The sequence below is a fragment of the Maribacter sp. PR1 genome (genome assembly GCF_028464145.1).
Lineage (GTDB): Bacteria > Bacteroidota > Bacteroidia > Flavobacteriales > Flavobacteriaceae > Maribacter.
Window position 1 is genome coordinate 20,891 of record NZ_JAQPCG010000013.1, and the last position, 22,053, is coordinate 42,943.

The window sequence follows — 22,053 nt, forward strand, 5'->3', positions numbered from 1 at the left end:
ATCTTTTGTTGAAAACAATGAGCACCACACAACATCCTGCCGATGAGTTAATTGCGATTTTAAGATTGCAACATGTTCCAAATATTGGAGATGTCATTGCGAAAAAATTAATTTCTCATTGTGGCGGTCCTTGCGCAATTTTTGAAGATAAACGAAGTCAATTATTAAAAATTGATGGTATAGGGACACAGACCATTAAGCATCTTTATGATTCAAAGAACCTAAGGGCGGCAGAAAAGGAATATGAGTATATTATCAAGCATAATATTTCTTACAATTATTTTGAGGATGAAGAGTATCCAAAACACCTTAAGCATTGTATAGATAGTCCAATTCTCCTGTTTAAAAAAGGAAATATTAATTTGGAGGGTAGAAAAATCATCAGTGTTGTCGGTACTCGGAACATAACCAGTTATGGTTCTTCATTTTGTGAGCAGTTTATTGCGGAAATAGCACCATTAAACCCCATTATTGTTAGTGGGTTTGCCTACGGGGTAGATATTAGTGTACAAAGGGAAGCTATTAATCAAGGGCTACAAACCATAGGCTGCTTGGCACATGGTTTAAATCAAATGTATCCGAAGGTTCATACTAAATACGAAAGTGATGTCATACAGAACGGAGGTTTTTTTACCGAGTTTTGGAGCAGTAGCAATCCAGAACGAGAGAATTTCCTAAAACGGAATAGAATTATCGCCGGAATGAGCGAAGCGACAGTGGTCATTGAATCTGCAGAAAAAGGTGGTAGTTTGGTTACAGCGGATATTGCCAATAGTTACAATCGTGATGTATTTGCACTCCCAGGTCGTAGTACCGATAAGTACAGTATAGGGTGCAATAATCTGATTAAGCAACAAAAGGCCCAAATGTTGACCTCTGCAGGAGATTTGGTTTATTTACTCAATTGGGAGCTTGAAGAGAAGAACACTAAGGCCGTCCAAAAACGACTCTTTGTGGACCTGGACGAAACCGAACAGAAAATTTACGCGTACTTAGAAAAGCAGGGGAAGCAATTGTTGGATAGTATTGCGCTCGACTGCGAATTACCCATCTTTAAAACCTCCGCTACCCTATTAAATATGGAAATGAAAGGGGCAATTAGGCCATTGCCCGGTAAATTGTTTGAGGCCATTTAATTTTTCAACAAACCATTCGGTTTGTTAGGATTCTTTAAGACAAAAAAATACCTGGAGTTTTAGTACTTCATCGAGATTAACTCTTTACAAATCGAAAGAGCCGGGAATTTCTTGAATGCCGGTCATTCAAAAACCAACTGAAAGGTCGGTTACCTAATCTGCTGCAGTTTTCACTCTTAATTAATAACCCAATTTCCCTCTGACCCTTTCCAATACTCCATGAGCCACTTTTTTGGCCTTTTCTGCGCCGATGGCCAAGGCTTCATCCACTTCCTCCAAATGGTTCATATAATATTCGAATTTTTCACGGGGCTCTTCAAATTTATTGAGAATAACCTCGTAAAGTGCCTGTTTGGCATGTCCATATCCATAATTGCCTCCTAAATAATTTGCAGACATTTCCTCAATTTGAGGTTGGCTGGCTAAGATTTTGTATAAAGCGAATACATTGTCCCTAGATGGGTCCTTTGGTTCTTCCATGGGCGTACTATCTGTTTGTATCCCCATAATTTGTTTGCGCAATTTTTTATCCGTTTGAAAGATATCGATAAGGTTTCCCTTGCTTTTGCTCATTTTGGCGCCATCGGTTCCTGGAATATACATAGTCTCTTGCTGTACTTTTCCTTCTGGAATAATAAAGGTTTCCCCCAATTGAGTGTGAAAGCGATGTGCAACGTCTCTGGTGATTTCCAAATGCTGCATTTGATCTTTCCCTACTGGAACAATATTCGCATCGTAAAGTAGAATGTCGGCTGCCATCAGCATAGGATAGGTAAAAAGGCCAGCATTTACATCTTCCAACCTATCGGCTTTGTCCTTAAAAGAATGGGCCAAGGTTAAACGTTGATATGGAAAAAAACAACTCAAATACCAGGATAGTTCCGTGACTTGGGGTACGTCACTTTGTCTGTAAAAAACGGTTTTTTCAATATCCAGTCCAAAGGAAAGCCAAGTGGCTGCAGTTCTATATGTATTATTTCGCAGTTCCTTCCCGTTTTTAATTTGGGTGAGTGAATGCATATCCGCGATAAAAAGAAAAGATTCATTTTTAGGATTGCTTGCCATTTCTATGGCTGGGATAATTGCTCCAAGGATGTTACCTAAATGAGGGGTCCCTGTACTTTGGATACCCGTTAAAATTCTTGCCATTTGCTATATTCTCTAAGTAGACAAAGGTAAAACAAATCGAAAAAAACAATGGCAGAATACCTACTTTTGATTTATGTTAAAATTATTGAGGCGAATAGGTCAAACGTTCTATCGTATTTGGTTTTACGTTTTGGTTGCCATTCCAATTTTTATATTTTTTCCTTTTCTATTGCTGTTTGCTTCAAGGGAGAAATGGTACCCCTACTTTTTTTGGATGGCCAGAAACCTATGGGCAAAAACAATTTTATTTGGCATGGGATGCCCTCCCACAGTGAAGTATGATCAAAAGTTGGTAAATGGTAAAAGTTATATGTTGGTGGCCAATCATACAAGTATGTTAGATATTATGTTGATGTTGTACGTCAGCAGAAACCCCTTCGTATTTGTCGGCAAAAAGGAATTGGTGAAGATTCCTGTTTTCGGTTTTTTTTACAAGAGGGTCTGTATAATGGTCGATAGGGATAGTACCCAAAGCAGAACCGGGGTATATCGTAGGGCACAAAAAAGACTACATCAAGGTTTAAGCATATGTATCTTTCCAGAAGGTGGTGTGCCGGATGATGAGCACATTGTGTTGGACAACTTTAAGGATGGGGCTTTTAAAATGGCGATAGCACATAAGATACCTTTGGTACCCATTACCTTTTTTGATAACAAAAAGCGATTTTCCTTTACTTTTTTCAGTGGAGGACCAGGCAGGGTAAGAGCTAGGGTTCATGAGTTTTTTGAAACCGGAATACTCGATGAAGAAGATAAGGGTACATTACGTGAAGAAGTCAGGGACATTATTTATAATGACCTTATTTCTACTGTAAGCTAAAAAGCGATTTTAGAATTTAAAGCTAAGGCCGCTATAAACTCCAACAGAATAAGGATTAAAGGTGCCATCTACATTGGAAAAAGTATTTAACTGATATTTAAATACAGGTTCAATATTCAATCTTAGGTTTTGTGAAAATTGATATCCTAGACCAATCCCGAAATTAGCACTAAAGTTTAAATCGTTTACGTTATTGGCTTCCCCTATCTGGGTAGTTAAACTGCCCGAAGTTAAATCCACTGCATTATCTACAAGAAATAATGAGCTTACTCCTCCTATTACGTTCAAACCAAACTTGTTGTTTACTAAAGCGTAGCTAAGCTCAACGGGAACCTCCAAATATCCCAATTGTTGTGCCATAACCCCTGATTTATTTACATTCTTTGCCGATACATCAAAAGATTTACTAGATGAGTTTAAGGTTGCGTTATTGCTTGATACCACTAAGTTTTCTGACGTTTCTGCATAATTAATGTTCGAAATCTGGCCTTGACTTAATGCTGAAATTGACGAAGTAAAATACACGTCATTGGTATTATAACCATAATCTACTTTATGGACTCCCGAACGTACGGAGAATTTTGGACTAATCTCGTAGGCTATGGCTACCCCATAGCTCAAATTTATGTTTCCAGATTTTGAATTGGAACTGAACATGGGGCTTACGGGCGAACCTTTTCCCATGGCATCGTAATAAACGGGGGCAATACTTGGTCCGGCAGACCATCTTTTTCCGGATTTTCCGACTACCGCGGTTTCTTCATCGTCTTTTCTATCGAGCTCATCAAACAAGGATTTTTTAAGATTAATTTTTTCATTCGATTTAGTAACTTCTTTTTCCTTGCCCTTTAAATTTTCAGTAGTACTGTTAATTAAACTATTCGTATTGTCGATATTTTTATTGGTACTCTCTTCCAAAGCAAGTCCGGAATTTTTACTATTCTCTTTGATTACGTTATGTATGGTCTCGCTTTGGTCATCAGAATCATCAAAGGACTGTTCTTGTGAAGCAAGATTGGCATTCGTTGCTTTATAGTCTTTTGTATCATTTGATTCTTGAATAAAACTATTGGCTTTTTTCTTTTTAGGTGTAACAACATCTTTATTTTTCAATGATTTGGCTATTTGGCTATCAGCGTTAGTGTCATCGGGCTTTACTTTCTCCGATGTAATTTCGCTATCATTTGGAATCTTTTGAACTTTATCCAAATCATTGGCAGGGGATTCATTATCCTTTTGCTCAATATTGGTAATGCCATCATCCTCCGGAACTGTTACTCCGTCAGAAGGATTAAAAAACAATAACCCGATAGCTAAAAGAGCAGCAATACCTCCCAATTGCCACCAAATGGGAATAATTCTTTTTTTCTTTCTTTTGTTCAGTGAGGTTTCAATGGAACTCCAAACCTTTTCATCCGGGGTTTCCTTGAAATTCAAAAATTTCTCTTGGAACAATTTGTCTAAACTTTTTTTACTCATCTCGTAATACTCATATTTTATGATTTCTTAGAAATCATAAACAGTTTCCAAATACTATAACCAGTCCAATAATGGACTGGGATACTTTAATTTCAATCTTTTCCTTCAATAACATTCTTGCACGTGCCAAGTTGGATTTTGATGTTCCTACGGAAGTTCCCAGAAGCTCGCTTATCTCTTTGTGGGTATATCCGTCCAAAACATACAAATTGAAGGTAGCTCTATATTTATTGGGCAATTCTTGTATATATTTCAACAATGTCTGGAGCCCAATATCCTCATAGTTGGATTCCACGGTTACTTCCTCCGGAGTATTTTCATTAACAACACTCAAATACTCTTCTCTCCTATATTTTTGTAATACCGTATTTACCGTAATTCTTTTAATCCAACCTTCAAAGGAACCTTTAGACTTATATTGCCCTATTTTTTCGTAAATGGTCATAAAACTATCGTGTAGATTATCCTCGGCTTCTGTTTTATTTCGGGAATACTTTAAACAGATTCCATAGAGTACTCCTGCATATTGTCTGTACAATAGCTCCTGAGCTTTACGTTCTCCTTTTTTACATTTATGTACCAGTTCTTCTAAAGACACTCGGTCGGTTATATTATAAGCATTTAGTTTACGGGAACCACTACTTCTAAAAACTCAGGCTCTCCCTCGTTATTCTCACCTTGATAAAATCTAAAAGTATAGGGTTGGTTATATTTAACAATAAAGTTAAACGAAGCCTCCTCTTCGGTTACCACCTGGGTACAAGATACCAAATCTGTCATTGCAACTCCTACGGCAACCACATTTCTTACGGTTGTATCTTCTTGGGTCACATCAAACCCTTCATATTGGGTACATCCATCAGGCAAAGAATAGGTTACATTAATTTGATAGGTTTGATTTAAGCTGAAGGCTTCGGGAAGTTCTGCACTATTGATAGGTAAAGATGTAAAGTAAAAATTGGGTTCATCCTCTTCAATGGAACAACTTCCCAATAGCAGTGAAAACAAGACAACCACTAAAGTAAATTTTTTCCTCATCATTATATTTCTTTTCTAAGAAAGATGAAAATTTACCTTAATGGTTGCGTGTCTTCCCTATTTTTTAGGGAAGGCGTAATTTTTATTGATTAAGGGCATTAATGGCATCCCGTATTTTACCATCAAGCTCTTCCAATAATTCGGGATTATCCAATAAAAGGGTTTTAACCGCATCCCTACCTTGTCCAAGTTTGGTATCTCCGTAGCTAAACCAAGAACCACTTTTCTTAATGATTTCATACTCCACACCTAGGTCAATTATTTCTCCTACTTTAGAGATTCCTTCACCGTACATAATGTCGAATTCCGTGGTCTTAAATGGTGGGGCTACTTTATTTTTAACCACTTTTACCCTGGTTTTGTTACCTTTTACATTACCATCGGTATCTTTTATTTGGGTAGACCGTCTAATGTCCAACCTCACAGAAGCATAGAATTTTAATGCATTACCACCCGTAGTTGTTTCCGGATTTCCAAACATTACACCAATTTTTTCACGTAATTGGTTGATGAATACAACGGTACAGTGAGTTTTACTTATAGAACCTGTCAATTTTCGAAGCGCCTGTGACATTAAACGCGCATGTAGGCCCATTTTGGAATCTCCCATTTCACCTTCGATTTCACTCTTGGGCGTTAATGCGGCTACCGAATCCACAATTACAATATCGATAGCTCCAGATCGGATTAGATTATCCGCAATTTCCAAGGCTTGTTCACCGTTATCCGGTTGGGAAATAATTAGATTATCTATATCTACCCCTAGTTTTTGGGCATAAAAACGGTCAAAAGCGTGTTCGGCATCAATAAAAGCGGCAATTCCACCCTTTTTCTGAGCCTCTGCAATGGCATGTAAGGTCAAGGTTGTTTTACCGGAAGATTCAGGTCCGTAAATTTCGATAACCCTTCCGCGTGGATAGCCACCAACGCCCAAGGCTATGTCTAAACCAAGTGATCCCGATGGAATAACTTCTACATCTTCAACAACACTATCTCCCATCTTCATTACCGCACCTTTTCCATAGGTTTTATCCAGTTTGTCCAAGGTTAGTTTTAGGGCTTTTAATTTGGCTTCTTTTTCGGAACTCATTATGTGTTTTTTAGGAACGCTAAATTAGTATTTCTTTTCGTAAAAAAGAATATTGAGTTTTATTACGCAACCTTTTGCGACTTTATCTATCTAATTAAAAAGTTCAGGGTTAAAAATTGGTTAACTCAACGATTTTGGTGTCAAAGTTTTTTACTGACTATCTCCTTTATAAACTAACTCAAATAGTGCTGTGAAGAGGAAAAACAGGAATGGTCAAATGAAAAGTCCCGAGAATTCGGGACTTTTTTTGTTTGATGTTTTTGAAATTTCTCCCCAACCCAGATTCTAATTGAAAGTTATATCTTTGTCGCTCTAATTTGTAATCTTAAAATATTAGTATAGCATGCAACTGTACAATACCTTAAGTGCAAAGGAAAGAGCCGCCCTAATTGAAAAGGCTGGTCAAGAGCGTTTGACCATTTCTTTCTATAAATATGCACACATTGGCAATCCTGCCATTTTTAGAAATCATTTGTTTATTCATTGGAACGAATTGGATGTCCTAGGTCGAATTTACGTGGCTCATGAAGGCATCAACGCGCAACTATCCGTTCCCGCAGAGAAGTTTGAAGAGTTCAAAAAGTTCTTGGACAGTATTTCATTTCTGGAAAATGTTCGTTTGAATATTGCTATAGAGCAGGACAATATGTCTTTCTTAAAATTGAAAGTAAAGGTCCGTCATAAAATTGTTGCGGATGGATTGAACGATAAAACATTTGATGTGACGAACAAAGGAATACATGTAGGTGCGGAGAAATTTAATGAACTTATAGAGGACCCTGATACCGTACTTGTCGATATGCGAAACCATTATGAAAGCGAAATAGGTCATTTTAAAAATGCAGTAACTCCCGATGTGGATACTTTCCGAGATTCATTGGATATTATTGAAAAAGACCTGGCCGACCATAAGGAAGATAAGAAGTTGGTCATGTATTGCACCGGAGGAATCCGTTGTGAAAAGGCAAGTGCTTATTACAAGCATAAGGGATTTAAACAAGTTTATCAGTTAGAAGGAGGTATTATTGAGTATTCTAGGCAAGTAGAGCAAAAAAAACTGGAAAATAAATTTAGAGGTAAGAACTTTGTCTTTGATCACCGTCGCGGAGAGCGCATAAGTGAACATGTTATTGCCCAATGCCACCAATGTGGAGAGCCTTGCGATGAACATGTTAATTGTGCGAACGAAGCCTGCCATTTATTGTTCATTCAATGTAAAAAATGTGCCGAAAGGATGAACAATTGTTGTTCGGACAATTGTAAGGAAATACATGGTTTGCCTTACGAGGAACAAAAAGCACTTCGGAAGGGGAAAGTGGTAAGTAACAAAATTTTTAAAAAGGGTAGGTCGGAAGTACTCAAGTTCAAGAAATAGGATAGTAGGTAACCTAGCGATTTTTGAATTCGCCTACAAATGGGGATATAGTGCTCTTTTTTTCGCATATTATTTCGTTATCTTTACCATAAGATTTTTTATGAACCTAGTTTGGTAAATCCATTTGGGATTTATTCAAATCAATATATATAATATGGGTTGTAGTAGTTGTTCTACCGGTAAGGATGGACAACCAAAGGGATGCAAGAATAATGGTACTTGCGGTACAGATGGTTGCAATAAATTAACTGTTTTTGATTGGCTTTCAAACATGTCGCTCCCCAATGGAGAGCGTCCATTTGAATATGTTGAGGTTCGATTTAAGAATAGTAGAAAAGAATTCTTCAAAAATTCGGAAAACCTAACACTTTCCATAGGTGACGTGGTTGCTACCCAGGCACAGTCTGGTCATGATGTGGGCATGGTTACCCTAACCGGTGAGCTTGTTCGCGTACAGATGAAGCGAAAAAAAATAGACCCTGCAAAAGAGGAACTTCCAAAAATTTACAGAAAGGCTACACAAAAGGATATTGATATTTGGCAAAAGTGTAGAAATAGAGAAGAAGAAATAAAGAAAAGATCTCGAGAGATTGCCATTATATTGAAGTTGGAAATGAAAATTTCTGATGTGGAATTTCAAGGGGATGGATCCAAGGCTACTTTTTATTATACCGCCGAGGAACGTGTTGATTTTCGCCAGTTGATAAAGGATATGGCAAAGGCTTTTGGAATACGCATCGAGATGCGGCAAATTGGCTATAGACAAGAGGCCCAGCGCTTAGGAGGTATTGGTTCCTGCGGAAGGGAATTATGCTGCTCCACTTGGCTAACGGATTTCAGATCGGTAAGCACCTCGGCCGCCCGGTATCAACAACTTTCATTGAATCCCCAAAAATTGGCAGGGCAATGTGGTAAACTAAAATGTTGCCTAAACTACGAATTGGATGTTTACTTGGATGCTCTAAAGGATTTCCCCCCTCAGGATACCAAGCTCTTCACGGAAAAAGGATTGGCATTTTGTCAAAAAACCGATATTTTCAAGGAACTCTTGTGGTTTTCTTATAAGGATGACCCGGCCAACTGGCACGTACTATCCAAAGACCAGGTCAATGAAATCTTGGAGAAAAACAAGAAAAAAGATAAAGTTCCTAGCCTAGAAATTTATGCTGCGGACAATATTATCGAGGATAAAGTAGTTTTTGAAAATGTTGTCGGACAAGATAGCCTAACTCGTTTTGATAGGCCAAAGAAAAAGTCTAACAGAAATAGGAACCGCAACAGAAAAAAGAACAGCAATAAAAACCGAAAACGTAATAAGAGTAAAAATAATGCGTAGTTCTTTTTTATTTACGTGTATCATCTTGTTTCTTTCCTCTTGTAATTCCAAGGTGGTATCTTCAGAGTATAAAAGCCTAAACGGTGCTGTTTGGAATAAAGAGGAGGTTTTGGAGTTTAGTTTCTCCGAAATGGATACCGTTCAGGAATATAATTTGTTTATCAATGTCAGAAACGACAATACTTTCCCTTACAGTAATCTTTTTTTAATCACCTCTTTAAGTACTCCGGAAGGAGAAGTTCTGCAGGATACGCTAGAGTATAATATGGCATTACCTGACGGCACCTGGTTGGGTAAAGGCTCGGGAAGTTTAAAGGAAAACAAATTATGGTATAAGGAAAACATCGTTTTTCCCACTTCTGGCGTATATACTTTAGAAGTTTCACATGCAATGCGAAAAAATGGTAATGTACAGGGCATCATAGCTTTGGAAGGTATTACCGATGTAGGACTGGAAATAACAAAAAATAATCCCTAAGCTCATGGCAAAAGCGGTAAAGAAGAAAAGTAACTCTAACTTTTCCAAGTTTATTAAATGGTTCTGGATTTTATTTGTATCAGGTGTGGCATTTGTCGCATTGATATTCCTTTCGGCTTCCTGGGGCTTTTTTGGTGAACTTCCTCCTTACGAATACCTGGAAAACCCACAGACAAATTTAGCTTCTCAAATCATTTCTTCGGACGGAAATTTATTGGGAAAGTTTTATTTGGATGATAACCGAACGGATGTTAAGTACGAAGATCTTCCGGATAATTTGGTGAATGCCTTGGTAGCTACTGAAGATGCGAGATTTCAAAGTCATTCCGGAATTGATTTTAGGGGAACGGTAAGGGCATTTTTCTTTTTGGGAACAAGAGGAGGGGCCAGTACCATTAGTCAGCAATTGGCTCGTCAACTTTTTGTAGGAGTCCGTTCCAGAAGTAAGTTGGACGCCTTAAAACAGAAAGTTAAGGAGTGGGTATTGGCAACTAGATTGGAGCGCAGCTATACTAAAGAGGAGATTATTAGTATGTACTTTAATATTTATGATTTTGGGAATAATGCGGATGGTATCCGATCAGCTGCCAGAATATATTTTGGAAAGGAACCTAAGGATTTAAAAATAGAGGAATCTGCCATGTTGGTGGGCATGTTCAAGAACTCTTCTCTTTTCAACCCTTTAAGAAGAGAAGAAATGGTCAAGACACGTAGGGATGTGGTTCTGGCCCAAATGGCAAAGTATGACTATATCACGGAAGAAGAAAAGGATTCCTTACAAGCAATGGAAATGGACCTTAACTATAATCCGGAGAACCATAGGGAAGGTCTGGCCACGTATTTTAGAATGTATTTACAGCGTTACATGAATAATTGGATTGGTAAAAATCCAAAACCTGCTTTGGAAGGGGAACGTGATAAATGGAACATCTATTTGGATGGCCTAAAAATTTATACCACAATAGATTCTAAGATGCAGGCCAACGCGGAGGAGGCCGTCTATGAACACATGAAAAACCTTCAGGCGGAATTTTTTAATCAAAATACACCGGAAAGGAATCCAACCACTCCATTTTCAGACTTAACTCCAGAAGAAACAAAAGGTATCATGGAACGCGCCATGAAAAATTCAGATCGTTGGAGAGAAATGAAAGCCGCCGGTAAATCCGAAGAGGAAATTAGAAACTCCTTCAACAAAAAAACGGAAATGACGGTGTTTGATTGGAATAGCGATATCAAAGAGAAGGATACCATCATGACACCTTTGGATTCAATACGGTACTATAAAACTTTTTTACGTGCTTCAATGATGTCCATGGAACCACAGACCGGTCATGTAAAAGCATGGGTCGGTGGAATCAACTATAAGCATTTTCAATATGATAATGTTATTCAAGGTGCAAGACAGGTAGGGTCTACCTTTAAACCTTTTGTATATGCTGCCGCTATTGACCAATTAAGGTTATCTCCCTGCGAAATGTTGCCGGATACACAATATTGTATTGAGGCGGGAAAACATGGAAATATGGAGGCTTGGTGCCCTAGAAACTCCGATTTTAAGTATTCGGGTAAAGAAATGACCTTAAAGCATGCCTTGGCCAATTCGGTTAATACAGTAACCGCCCAATTAATAGATAAGGTTGGGCCTAAATCGGTCGTAGCTATTGCCAAGAATTTGGGAATGTCCGGAGAAATTCCTGAAGTTCCTTCTATCGCCTTGGGAACACTCGATGCGAATGTCTATGATATGGTGGGTGCCTATGGTGCATTTGCCAACCAAGGAGTTTATGTAAAACCAGTAATGGTTACCAGAATTGAGGATAAAAATGGAACGGTACTTTACGAGTATGTTCCAGAGACTAAGGATGTGTTAAGTAAGGAGGTCTCCTATGCCATGGTCGAATTAATGAAAGGGGTAACGCAAGGAGGATCAGGTACTCGTCTACGTCATTCTTATAATAAAAATAATACGGTTTATAAAGAAATCATTACAGGTTATCCGTATGAACTCACAAATCCAATTGCTGGAAAAACCGGAACCACGCAAAATAATAGCGATGGTTGGTTTATGGGCATGGTACCCAATCTGGTTACCGGAGTTTGGGTAGGTGGTGATGATCGGTCCATACATTTTAAAAATATTTTGTATGGTCAAGGAGCTTCCATGGCTTTACCTATTTGGGGACTTTATATGAAAAAGAATTATGCAAACGAAGAACTGGGAATTTCAAAAGATGATTTTGAAGAACCTGAAGATATGTCCATAGTGATCGATTGTACAAAATTTGTGGAAGATCAGCAAAAGGATACGGATATTGAAGATGATTTGAATGACTTGGATTTTTAGCAATAAAGGAACAAATATTTACTTTGAATAAAGCCCCGGTAAAGACCGGGGCTTTTTATTTTTTTCAATTTAAAAACCTTATTTTAGTAATAAGACATTTAAATAGAGATATGATTAGAAAAACGGTACCAAGTGTTGAAGAGGCATTGAAGGGAGTAAAGGAAGGAATGACCTTTATGCTAGGAGGTTTTGGTCTTTGTGGTATTCCTGAAAAGGCTATTGCTGAATTAGTTCGATTGGGCGTAAAGGATATCACTTGTATTTCGAATAATGCAGGAGTGGACGACTTTGGATTGGGCCTATTACTTCAAAAACACCAGATAAAAAAAATGATTTCTTCCTATGTTGGCGAGAACGATGAATTTGAACGGCAAATGCTTAGTGGAGAATTGGAAGTGGAATTGACACCACAGGGAACCCTAGCAGAAAAATGTAGGGCTGCTCAGGGGGGATTTCCGGCATTTTTCACCCCGGCAGGTTATGGGACAGAAGTAGCGGAAGGAAAGGAAACCAGAGAGTTCAATGGGAAGATGTATGTGTTGGAGGAAGCTTTTAAAGCGGATTTTGCTTTTGTCAAAGCTTGGAAAGGGGATGAAGCAGGGAATTTAATTTTCAAGGGAACGGCACGGAATTTTAATCCTTGTATGTGTGGTGCGGCTAAGGTAACGGTAGCTGAGGTAGAGGAATTACATCCTGCTGGGTCATTGGACCCGAATCAAATTCATGTACCGGGAATTTTTGTGCAACGAATTTTTCAGGGAGAAGGATATGAAAAACGAATCGAACAACGAACCGTAAGAAAAAGAGACTAAAAGATGTTGGATAAAAACGGAATAGCAAAGCGAATTGCACAGGAAGTAAAGGATGGTTATTACGTTAATTTGGGGATTGGTATCCCAACTTTGGTAGCCAACTTCGTTAGAGACGATATTAGTGTAGAGTTTCAAAGTGAAAACGGTGTTTTGGGTATGGGACCTTTCCCATTTGAAGGAGATGAGGACGCCGATATAATCAATGCCGGAAAACAGACCATAACGACGCTTCCAGGAGCTTCTTTTTTTGATTCGGCAACAAGCTTTTCCATGATAAGAGGGCAGCATGTAGACCTTACTATTCTAGGAGCTATGGAAGTTGCAGAAAACGGGGATATAGCCAATTGGAAAATTCCTGGTAAAATGGTCAAGGGCATGGGGGGAGCTATGGACCTGGTCTCTTCGGCGGAGCATATTATTGTGGCCATGATGCACACAAACAGGGCTGGGCAATCCAAATTGCTTAAAAACTGTTCCCTACCGCTTACCGGTGTAAAATGTGTAAAGAAAATAGTAACGAATATGGCAGTTCTGGAAGTTGGCCCTAAAGGTTTTATTTTATTAGAGCGAGCTCCTGGTGTTTCCGTTGAGGAAATAAAAGCTGTAACTGAAGGCAATCTTATTATTAATGGAAATATACCAGAAATGAAAATGAGCTAGCCATACCTGGGTTTGTTTTGATGATAGATTTGTTCTTTTTAATTATTTCACAACATTACTGAACAACTTCACAACATTTTTTTATTGAAAGAATCCCTTTTTGTTATATTTACGATAGACAGATATTAACCCCAAAGTAAACGACAAAATTTAACCAAAATGGATTCCCAAAATTACGTTCCGCAAGAGGAAAAAGTACAAGTATATCACAATGATTTTCTTAGTGGTTTTGTACGCTTGACCAAAAAACTATTTATGCTTTAGTCAAAGCCCAAAAATTTTTAAAAAGAGCAACTTCCCCAAGTTGCTCTTTTTTGTTTCAGTAAATTCATTATCCAGTAGGGACTTTCAGTGTATACCTAGTGGATGTTGTCACGATAAATAACAATTTTATCGCTGTTCACCACAATAGAAATAGATTTTACCACAAAATAAAATATGTAAGAAAAAGATTACATATTTTTGTTTCATAGTTAATCGGTGTATCCCAAATCACTTTAAAACTTAACCTACTATGAAATGCCTATATAGCTACTTAATAGTATTGATTTTTATCGTTTCCTGTTCTAAAATAGAAGTGAACAATGACCCTGTTATTGGAATTTGGAAAAATAAGGTTAAATCTGCCTCAAACATAAATAATATGGTAATCGATAAAGAAGAATGGATTTTTAATGATGTTTACCTAGGAAGGTTTCATGGGTATAGGAATGGAGAAGTAACCTATTTAACAGATTTTAGATGGTCCTTTGACGGAAATGTTTATACCATTTCCTATCCAGGTACCGATTTTCCTGAAGATACCGTGAAAATTAAAAATGAAGAAGGTATTACTTACTTGTCCCGATTATCGGGAAAACCTTTTGCCATAAGGCAAAATTGAATACATCAATAATTTACCTACTTATGTTTTGATGGAGAACTGCCACAAAGCCAATAAAAGGAGCAAAGAAATTTGCTCCTTTTTTAATTATAGACATCAAGAACTAAGTCCCTTTAAATATCCCTATTTTTATATCCATAAAAGAATTGATTTAATTACTATTAATAGGAATTTTCAAATGAGACACTTTCTACTAAGCTTTTTTTGTCTTGCAGCTATACATACAGCTAGCGCTCAAGAACCTAATATTTCATCCTTAGAAATAGCGGACATTATGAAAGGCTACGACTTTATTGGTCATAGACCTTCCAATGTTTTTTGGGCAACCGATAATTCTTCCGTTTATTTTGATTGGAATCCTGAAATGGCCTTTAGTGATTCCCTATATAACTACAACCTCGCAAAAAAGAATATCGATAAGGTAGCGTATATAGAAGCACAAAGGCTTCCCTCTACTAGAAGAACGGACCACCCTACAATTGATAAAGCCATTTATGTAAAGGATGGTGATATTTTCGTTTTGGATAAGTCTACCTCCAAAATCATGGCGATTACCAATACTAAGGAACGGGAGTCTAATCCACATTTTACAGATAATGGGAAAAAGGTAGCCTTTGTGAACGACCAGAATATTTTTACCTGGAGCATGGCAACAGGCACCATTGAACAAGTAACCGATTTTGTAGAAAAGTTAGATGAGGACCCTAAAAGAAACAGTAAGGATGAATGGCTTTATCAAGACCAACTAGAACTTTTTGGAGTCCTTAGGGAACGTAAGGAGAAAAGGGAGTTGGGTGAAAGTATCCGTAAAAGGATGGAGAAATTTGCTCCTATACCTATAGTTTTTGGCAGTAAACGTGTTATCAACCAAACAGTGTCTCCAAGTGGTCGTTATGTCACCTACGTACTTATGGATTCCAAAAAGAATAAAAGAACTATGGTTCCGCATTTTGTAACGGAATCCGGTTATACAGAGGAGCAGTCAACTAGAACTAAAGTGGGCGATGAACTGCCAATCTATGAAATGTTCGTTTATGATACGCAAAAACGTACGAACTACGAAGTTAAATTGGATAGCCTGGAGGGCATGTACGATGTTCCAAAGTTTACCCAGGATTATCCGGACAAAGTCTATGAGAATGAGAACCCTTTGGGTAGAATTAGCAGCCCTATATGGCATTCAAATGGGAATAAAGCCATTTTAGATATCCAGGCTAGTAATTATAAGAACCGGTGGCTTGTTTTACTTGATGCTGAAACGGGTACCATAACACAATTAGACCGTCAACATGACGATGCTTGGATTGCTGGACCCGGAATTACAGGATGGTTTGATGGTGGTGACTTGGGCTGGATGCCAGATGAAAAAACGATTTGGTACAAATCGGAAAAAACAGGATACGCTCACCTATATACCATGGATATGGACGGGGAGAACAAAAAAGCCATAACCTCGGGTGAATTTGAAATCTATGACCCATTTATAGCTAAGGATAAAAAACGTTGGTATTTTACCGCGAATAAAAACCATCCTGGGGACCGTCAATTTTATACAATGCCCTTAAAAGGAGGAAAGATGCAGCAATTGACCCAATGGGAGGGAAGAAACGATGTTACACTTTCTCCAGATGAGAAACAGATGGCCATTCTTTATTCCTATTCCAACAAACCCACTGAACTTTACCTACAGGAAAATCCTTTGTATAACAAAGGTGCGGAGCCTTTGGACATAACAAAATCCAATACTGAAGAATTTAGTGATTACGATTGGAAAGACCCCGAGATTATTACTTTTTCAGCATCGGATGGAGCAGAGGTTCATGCCCGATTATACACGCCCAGAACGGAAGTAAAGAATGACGCCGCCGTAATTTTTGTTCACGGTGCCGGATATCTTCAGAATGCACATAAATGGTGGAGTTCTTATTATCGGGAATATATGTTTCATAACTTTTTAGTGGATAACGGCTATACGGTTATGGATATCGACTATAGGGGAAGTGCCGGTTACGGACGAGATTGGCGCACAGGAATATACCGTCATATGGGAGGAAAAGATCTTTCCGACCAAGTAGATGGGGCTAAATATTTGATAGAAAACTATGGTGTGGATTCAGAAAAGATAGGTATTTATGGCGGTTCGTACGGTGGTTTCATCACGCTAATGGGAATGTTTAACGCTCCGGAAACCTTTAGTGCAGGCGCGGCTATACGCTCCGTTGGGGACTGGGCAGCCTATAACCATGGATATACTGCGCATATTTTGAATACCCCAGCATCGGATAGCTTGGCTTACAAGCGAAGTTCCCCAATCTATTTTGCTGAGGGACTGGAGGGTAAACTTTTAATACTACACGGAATGGTGGACGACAATGTCCATTTCCAAGATATGGTGCGTCTTTCACAACGATTAATAGAACTTGGAAAAGAGAATTGGGAAATGGCTGTTTATCCTGTAGAACGTCATGGATTTGTAGAACCTAGTAGTTGGACAGATGAGTATAAACGAATCTATAAACTTTTTCAGGAAACATTGACCGATTAAGTAGTGATGTAGCATGAAACTAGATTTTGTACCATGCCAATTATCGGACCTAGAGCATTTGATTTCGGTTTCTAAAATGACCTTTGTACATGCGTTCAAGGAGCAGAACAATCCTGATGATTTTAATACATATATCGATCAGGCATTTTCCAGGGAACAGTTACATACTGAATTAACGAACCCCAATACTGAGTTTTACTTCGTGTACCTTAAGGGTCAATTGGTCGCTTATTTTAAGTTGAACCAAAGTGATGCCCAATCGGATATAAGGCGTAATGATAGTATGGAATTGGAGCGAATTTATGTACTGAAAGCGTTTCAGGGAAAGCAATTGGGCAAAAAAATATTGGACTGGGTAAAAAGTAAGGTTAGTAAGGCTCATAAGTCGTTCCTTTGGTTGGGGGTATGGGAAAAAAACCAAAGGGCCATAAAGTTCTATGAACGATACGGCTTCTATAAATTTGGAACTCACCCTTATTTTATTGGTAGCGATGAACAAACAGATTGGTTAATGCGTTTAGACATAAAATCATAAATACATGATAATGAAGAAACATATTTTTACCCTTTTCTTACTTTTTAATTCTTTGGTATTATTAGCTCAAGAATCTTACTTTCCAGAGCGTAATGCCGTATGGGAACAAAAAAGTTCTTCTGATTTTAAAATTGATTCAGAAAAACTGAATGCAGCTTTAGATTTCGCGAAGGATAATGAGTACTCTGGTTCAAGGGACTTAAGAATTGCAATTTTAAAAGGATTTGAAAGAGAGCCGTTTCATGAAATATTGGGACCTACAAAAAAACGAGGCGGTCCTGCTGGAATGATTCTTAAACATGGATATGTTATAGCACGATGGGGTGATACCAAACGTGTGGATATGACCTTTAGTGTCACCAAGAGTTTTTTGAGTACTACTGCTGGGTTGGCTTTGGACCAAGGCTTGATATCCTCCACCAAGGACAAAGCTTCGGATTATATTTGGGACGGTACCTTTGGAGGGGAACATAATTCAAAGATTACATGGGAACATTTATTACAACAAAATTCAGCTTGGTCCGGAGAACTTTGGGGAGGCAAGGATTGGGCCGACCGGCCACCAAGAGAAGGGGATATTGATGATTGGAAATTTGAAAAACCCAAAGAATCAGGTACGTTTATGGAATATAATGATGTTCGTGTCAATGTTCTCGCCTATGCCTTAACACATGTTTGGAGAAAACCGTTGCCTCAAGTCCTTAAAGAGCATGTTATGGATCGAATTGGAGCGAGCACTACATGGAGGTGGCATGGTTATGATCACGCTTGGACAGAAATTGATGGTCTACAGATGAAATCGGTTACCGGTGGGGGCCATTCGGGAGCGGGGATGTTTATAAGTACGGAGGATATGGCACGTTTTGGACTCCTTTTCCTTAACGACGGTAAATGGAAAAACGAACAAATCATTAGCCAAAATTGGATTCAACAAGCGATCAAGCCATCAGAACCCAATGTCAATTACGGTTACATGTGGTGGTTGAATAGAAAAGGGGACCGATATTGGGAAGGGTTATCCGAAAATATTTATTACGCCGCTGGTTTTGGCGGTAATTTTATCGTGGTAGATAAGGAAAATGATATGGTAATAGTTACCCGTTGGTTGGAACCTAATAAAATTGGTGAATTTATGACCAAGTTAAAGGAAGCTTTGGATTAGAGTGCACTTAAAATTGCAACTGCTTTTTCAAGTGATGCCTCTTTTTTGGCAAAACAGAAACGCAAGACTTTATCATCCCTGTCGTTAACATTAAAGGACGATATGGGAATGCTGGCCAATTTTTCTTCCTTTATAAGTCTAGTGGCAAATTCTTCATCACTTTCCTTTGTAATTTTCGAATAGTCAAGCAATTGGAAATAGGTTCCTTCAGAAGGTTTAAAGTTAAACTTGCTGTTGGTTAGGCCATTAAGAAAGTAGTCTCTCTTTTTTTGATAAAAATCATTGAGCTCCAAGTAGCTTTCAGCATTTTTTAAATAGTGAGCCAATGCCCGCTGCGTAGGATGGTGGACACAGAAAACCGCAAATTGATGCACTTTTCTAAATTCATCCATTAGATATGCAGGAGCGGCACAGTAGCCCATCTTCCAACCGGTAACATGAAAGGTTTTGCCAAAGGAGGCACAAACAAAACTGCGTTGGGCCAAATCGGTAAACCTAGAAACACTTTCATGTTGTTTACTATCAAAAACGATATGTTCGTATACCTCATCACTAAGAACCAATATATCGGTTGATTCTAAAATGCTTTGCAACTGTAACATATCCTCCTTTGTAAAAATTTTACCGCTTGGATTATGTGGAGTATTGATGATGACCATTCGGGTTTTGTTGGTAATTTTTCTTTGGAAGTCTTCCCAATCTATTTTATAATCATCAGCAGATGTTTGAAGAAATACAGGTATTCCCCCATTAACCTCAATGGCAGGTTCATAGCAATCATAAGCAGGCTTAATCACGATAACTTCATCACCAGGATGAACAAACGCTGTAATGGCTGTGTAAATGGCCTGCGTTGCCCCGACCGTTACTGTGATCTCACGCTCTGGGTGATAATATTGTGCATGTAAAGATTCTATTTTTTTAGAAATTATTTCTCTAAGTCCATAATAACCTTGCATTGGAGCATATTGGTTGTAACCATTTTCCATAGCATGGTTAACCAATGATATTAGTTTAGGGTCTGCATCAAAGTTGGGAAAACCCTGAGAAAGGTCTAAGGCTCCATGATCACGAGCTAGTTTACCTATGGTCGTAAAAATAGTAGTCTTTACTTTTGGAAGTTTGGATGTAAATTTATTTTCTGGGCTCATCTATATAAAAATAGAAATAAAAAAGCCCGGGAACGAACCCCGGGCTTTAATAAACAACTAAACTAAAAATTAAGCATGTTGCTCTTGATGTTTACCTTCCTTAATTTCCTCAATCAATTTTGAGTTAAAGGCCGGTAAGTCTTGTGGATTTCTACTGGTAACAAAACCTTTGTCCACAACAACTTCTTTATCCTCCCATTTTGCTCCGGCATTGATTAGGTCATCTTTAATTGAGCTAAACGATGTCAGTGTTCTGCCTTTAACCACATCAGCGCTTATTAATAGCTGAGGGGCATGGCAAATCGCTGCTACCGGTTTTTTCATGCTAAAGAAATCACGAACTAAAATGAGTGCATCCTCATTTCTTCTTAGGGTATCGGGATTTAGCACACCTCCTGGCAACATTAAGGCATGGTATTCCTTTGCATTAACTTCACTTAATGTTCTATCTACTTTATAACTGTTAGACCAGTTTCCGTTCGACCAACTTTTTATTTCGCCGGATTCCGGGCTTACAATATCTACCGCAAAACCTTCTTTTTCCATAGCTTCCTTGGGAGATCTTAATTCACTTTCTTCAAATCCATGTGTTGCTAAAATTGCAATCCTCTTCATTATATTTAGTTTTTTAGGTTAATAACTTATTTCATATTTAATATAGGAAAATGATAGCCCAATGTGCGTTAATGCCTTATTAAATAAAGGGTTTGCAAGGTTAAAGGTCTCTTAAACTATTTTTGTTGAGAATTTTTTATTCGTTTTTAAAATCCTTCAAATGCTTAAGCACTTCGGTAAGGCATCTATCCAACTCTTTTTTTACTTCACTTTCCCAAAATCTGAAAATGGTATAACCCATGAGTTCCAGTTCTTCATTGACCTCCTCATCACGTTGCATATTGCGTTCTATTTTTGCAACCCAGAAATCCCGGTTGGTCTTAATCTTGGGTTTTCTTTCTTCCCAGTTGTACCCGTGCCAATATTCTCCGTCGATAAAGATTACCGTTTTGTATCTGTTTAGGGCGATATCTGGTTTACCAATCAGCTTTTTATAGTCAATGCGATATCTATATCCTGCAGCAAAAAGAGCTTTTCTAAAAGCCATTTCAGGTTTTGTGTTTTTGCCCCTTATCTTGCTCATAATTTTGGAACGCTGGGGTGTAGTATAAAAACCAGCTTCCTCGTTAAACCGAGGTACTATGATACGTTCTTTGGAATATGTTTTGGACATCACTTAAAAATAAAAAATCCCATTCCGAAAGGAGTGGGATTTTAAAAAACATTATGATTTTATAAAAAACTTAGTCTTTAATATTTGCGGTTAGATACTCCCTATTCATTCGGGCAATGTTTTCTAAGGAGATACCCTTAGGACATTCAACTTCGCAAGCACCTGTATTGGTACAATTGCCAAACCCTTCCAAGTCCATTTGTGCAACCATGTTCTTAACGCGATCAACAGCTTCGATACGACCCTGAGGCAATAAGGCGTACTGTGAAACTTTCGCACCAACAAATAACATGGCAGAAGCATTTTTACAACTAGCAACACAGGCACCACAGCCAATGCATGTTGCAGCGTCCATAGCCTCGTCAGCGGCATGTTTGGAGATTGGGATGGCGTTCGCATCTTGTGTATTACCAGAGGTGTTTACGGAAATGTAACCCCCGGCATGTTGTACACGATCAAAGGAACTTCTATCCACTACCAAATCCTTTATGACAGGAAAGGCCTTGGCCCTAAAAGGTTCGATTGTTATTGTATCTCCATCCTTGAACATTCGCATATGTAATTGACACGTAGTAACACCGCGATCAGGTCCATGAGCTTCGCCATTGATGAACATGGAGCATGAACCACAAATCCCTTCTCTACAGTCGTGGTCAAAGGCAACAGGCTCCTCTCCTTGGTTGATCAATTGCTCGTTAAGGACATCCATCATTTCCAAAAAGGACATGTGTTCAGAGATTTCCGAAACTTTATAATCGACCATGGAACCTTTATCTTTCGGTCCTTTTTGTCTCCAAATTTTTAAAGTCAGATTCATATTTTTTAGTTT

General features: G+C 38.3%; 21 protein-coding genes. 12 read left to right on the forward strand and 9 right to left on the reverse strand.

Going from position 1 to position 22,053, the window contains the following annotated elements; all coding sequences use genetic code 11:
* Positions 1-17 precede the first annotated feature (17 nt).
* Positions 18-1,136, forward strand: a complete 1,119-nt coding sequence (gene dprA / locus PP182_RS20170; RefSeq protein WP_272653055.1) for a DNA-processing protein DprA — start codon at positions 18-20, stop codon at positions 1,134-1,136.
* 180 nt (positions 1,137-1,316) lie between these two features.
* Here the strand turns inward: dprA and trpS are convergent, their stop codons facing one another.
* Positions 1,317-2,285, reverse strand: a complete 969-nt coding sequence (trpS, locus tag PP182_RS20175; protein ID WP_272653056.1) for a tryptophan--tRNA ligase — start codon at positions 2,283-2,285, stop codon at positions 1,317-1,319.
* Positions 2,286-2,358: 73 nt separating this feature from the next.
* On the opposite strand from trpS, the gene PP182_RS20180 reads away from it, so the two are divergent.
* The gene (locus tag PP182_RS20180; RefSeq protein WP_272653057.1) at positions 2,359-3,105 is read left to right on the forward strand and encodes a lysophospholipid acyltransferase family protein; all 747 of its coding nucleotides are present in this window, start codon (positions 2,359-2,361) and stop codon (positions 3,103-3,105) included.
* 9 nt (positions 3,106-3,114) lie between these two features.
* On the opposite strand, the gene PP182_RS20185 is transcribed toward PP182_RS20180, so the two are convergent.
* The 4 genes from PP182_RS20185 to recA all read right to left on the reverse strand — a co-directional run bounded on the left by PP182_RS20185 (position 3,115) and on the right by recA (position 6,712).
* Positions 3,115-4,584: a hypothetical protein gene (locus tag PP182_RS20185; RefSeq protein WP_272653058.1), complete on the reverse strand. Its 1,470-nt coding sequence runs from the start codon at positions 4,582-4,584 to the stop codon at positions 3,115-3,117.
* Between the two features lie 34 nt (positions 4,585-4,618).
* Positions 4,619-5,182: an RNA polymerase sigma factor gene (locus PP182_RS20190; protein WP_272653059.1), complete on the reverse strand. Its 564-nt coding sequence runs from the start codon at positions 5,180-5,182 to the stop codon at positions 4,619-4,621.
* A gap of 23 nt (positions 5,183-5,205) precedes the next feature.
* Entirely contained in the window at positions 5,206-5,625 is a 420-nt protein-coding gene (locus PP182_RS20195) for a hypothetical protein (protein ID WP_272653060.1), read from the reverse strand.
* Between the two features lie 79 nt (positions 5,626-5,704).
* Positions 5,705-6,712: a recombinase RecA gene (gene recA, locus PP182_RS20200; protein WP_272653061.1), complete on the reverse strand. Its 1,008-nt coding sequence runs from the start codon at positions 6,710-6,712 to the stop codon at positions 5,705-5,707.
* Between the two features lie 343 nt (positions 6,713-7,055).
* Here recA and trhO point away from each other — a divergent pair, with 343 nt between their 5' ends.
* From trhO to PP182_RS20250, 10 genes are all read left to right on the forward strand, one after another.
* On the forward strand, positions 7,056-8,087 hold the full coding sequence (gene trhO, locus PP182_RS20205) for an oxygen-dependent tRNA uridine(34) hydroxylase TrhO (protein ID WP_272653062.1): 1,032 nt from the start codon (positions 7,056-7,058) through the stop codon (positions 8,085-8,087).
* 154 nt (positions 8,088-8,241) lie between these two features.
* Complete coding sequence (locus PP182_RS20210; RefSeq protein ID WP_272653063.1) at positions 8,242-9,423, forward strand: PSP1 domain-containing protein; 1,182 nt, start codon at positions 8,242-8,244, stop codon at positions 9,421-9,423.
* Complete coding sequence (locus PP182_RS20215; protein WP_272653064.1) at positions 9,416-9,901, forward strand: gliding motility lipoprotein GldH; 486 nt, start codon at positions 9,416-9,418, stop codon at positions 9,899-9,901. The genes PP182_RS20210 and PP182_RS20215 overlap by 8 nt, the downstream gene beginning before the upstream one ends.
* A gap of 4 nt (positions 9,902-9,905) precedes the next feature.
* Entirely contained in the window at positions 9,906-12,248 is a 2,343-nt protein-coding gene (locus tag PP182_RS20220; protein ID WP_272653065.1) for a penicillin-binding protein 1A, read from the forward strand.
* A gap of 110 nt (positions 12,249-12,358) precedes the next feature.
* The gene (locus PP182_RS20225) at positions 12,359-13,060 is read left to right on the forward strand and encodes a CoA transferase subunit A (protein WP_272653066.1); all 702 of its coding nucleotides are present in this window, start codon (positions 12,359-12,361) and stop codon (positions 13,058-13,060) included.
* Positions 13,061-13,063: 3 nt separating this feature from the next.
* The gene (locus PP182_RS20230; RefSeq protein WP_272653067.1) at positions 13,064-13,720 is read left to right on the forward strand and encodes a CoA transferase subunit B; all 657 of its coding nucleotides are present in this window, start codon (positions 13,064-13,066) and stop codon (positions 13,718-13,720) included.
* 514 nt (positions 13,721-14,234) lie between these two features.
* Positions 14,235-14,603: a hypothetical protein gene (locus PP182_RS20235; protein ID WP_272653068.1), complete on the forward strand. Its 369-nt coding sequence runs from the start codon at positions 14,235-14,237 to the stop codon at positions 14,601-14,603.
* A 178-nt stretch (positions 14,604-14,781) separates the two neighbouring features.
* A complete protein-coding gene (locus PP182_RS20240) occupies positions 14,782-17,148 on the forward strand; it encodes a S9 family peptidase (RefSeq protein WP_272653069.1) in 2,367 nt (788 codons plus the stop codon).
* Between the two features lie 13 nt (positions 17,149-17,161).
* Positions 17,162-17,683 (forward strand): GNAT family N-acetyltransferase, encoded by a 522-nt coding sequence (locus PP182_RS20245; protein WP_272653070.1) that lies wholly within the window; start codon positions 17,162-17,164, stop codon positions 17,681-17,683.
* A gap of 10 nt (positions 17,684-17,693) precedes the next feature.
* Positions 17,694-18,845, forward strand: coding sequence for a serine hydrolase domain-containing protein (locus PP182_RS20250; RefSeq protein ID WP_272653071.1), 1,152 nt, complete (start codon positions 17,694-17,696; stop codon positions 18,843-18,845).
* On the opposite strand, the gene PP182_RS20255 is transcribed toward PP182_RS20250, so the two are convergent.
* The 4 genes from PP182_RS20255 to PP182_RS20270 form a co-directional block, all read right to left on the reverse strand.
* Positions 18,842-19,996 carry a methionine aminotransferase gene (locus PP182_RS20255; RefSeq protein WP_272653072.1) on the reverse strand — a complete coding sequence of 385 codons (1,155 nt, stop codon included), beginning with the start codon at positions 19,994-19,996 and terminating at the stop codon, positions 18,842-18,844. The genes PP182_RS20250 and PP182_RS20255 overlap by 4 nt on opposite strands.
* 69 nt (positions 19,997-20,065) lie before the next feature.
* On the reverse strand, positions 20,066-20,611 hold the full coding sequence (locus PP182_RS20260; protein WP_272653073.1) for a type 1 glutamine amidotransferase domain-containing protein: 546 nt from the start codon (positions 20,609-20,611) through the stop codon (positions 20,066-20,068).
* 136 nt (positions 20,612-20,747) lie between these two features.
* Entirely contained in the window at positions 20,748-21,224 is a 477-nt protein-coding gene (locus PP182_RS20265; protein ID WP_272653074.1) for a very short patch repair endonuclease, read from the reverse strand.
* 70 nt (positions 21,225-21,294) lie between these two features.
* A complete protein-coding gene (locus tag PP182_RS20270; protein WP_272653075.1) occupies positions 21,295-22,041 on the reverse strand; it encodes a succinate dehydrogenase/fumarate reductase iron-sulfur subunit in 747 nt (248 codons plus the stop codon).
* Between the last annotated feature and the right edge of the window lie 12 nt (positions 22,042-22,053).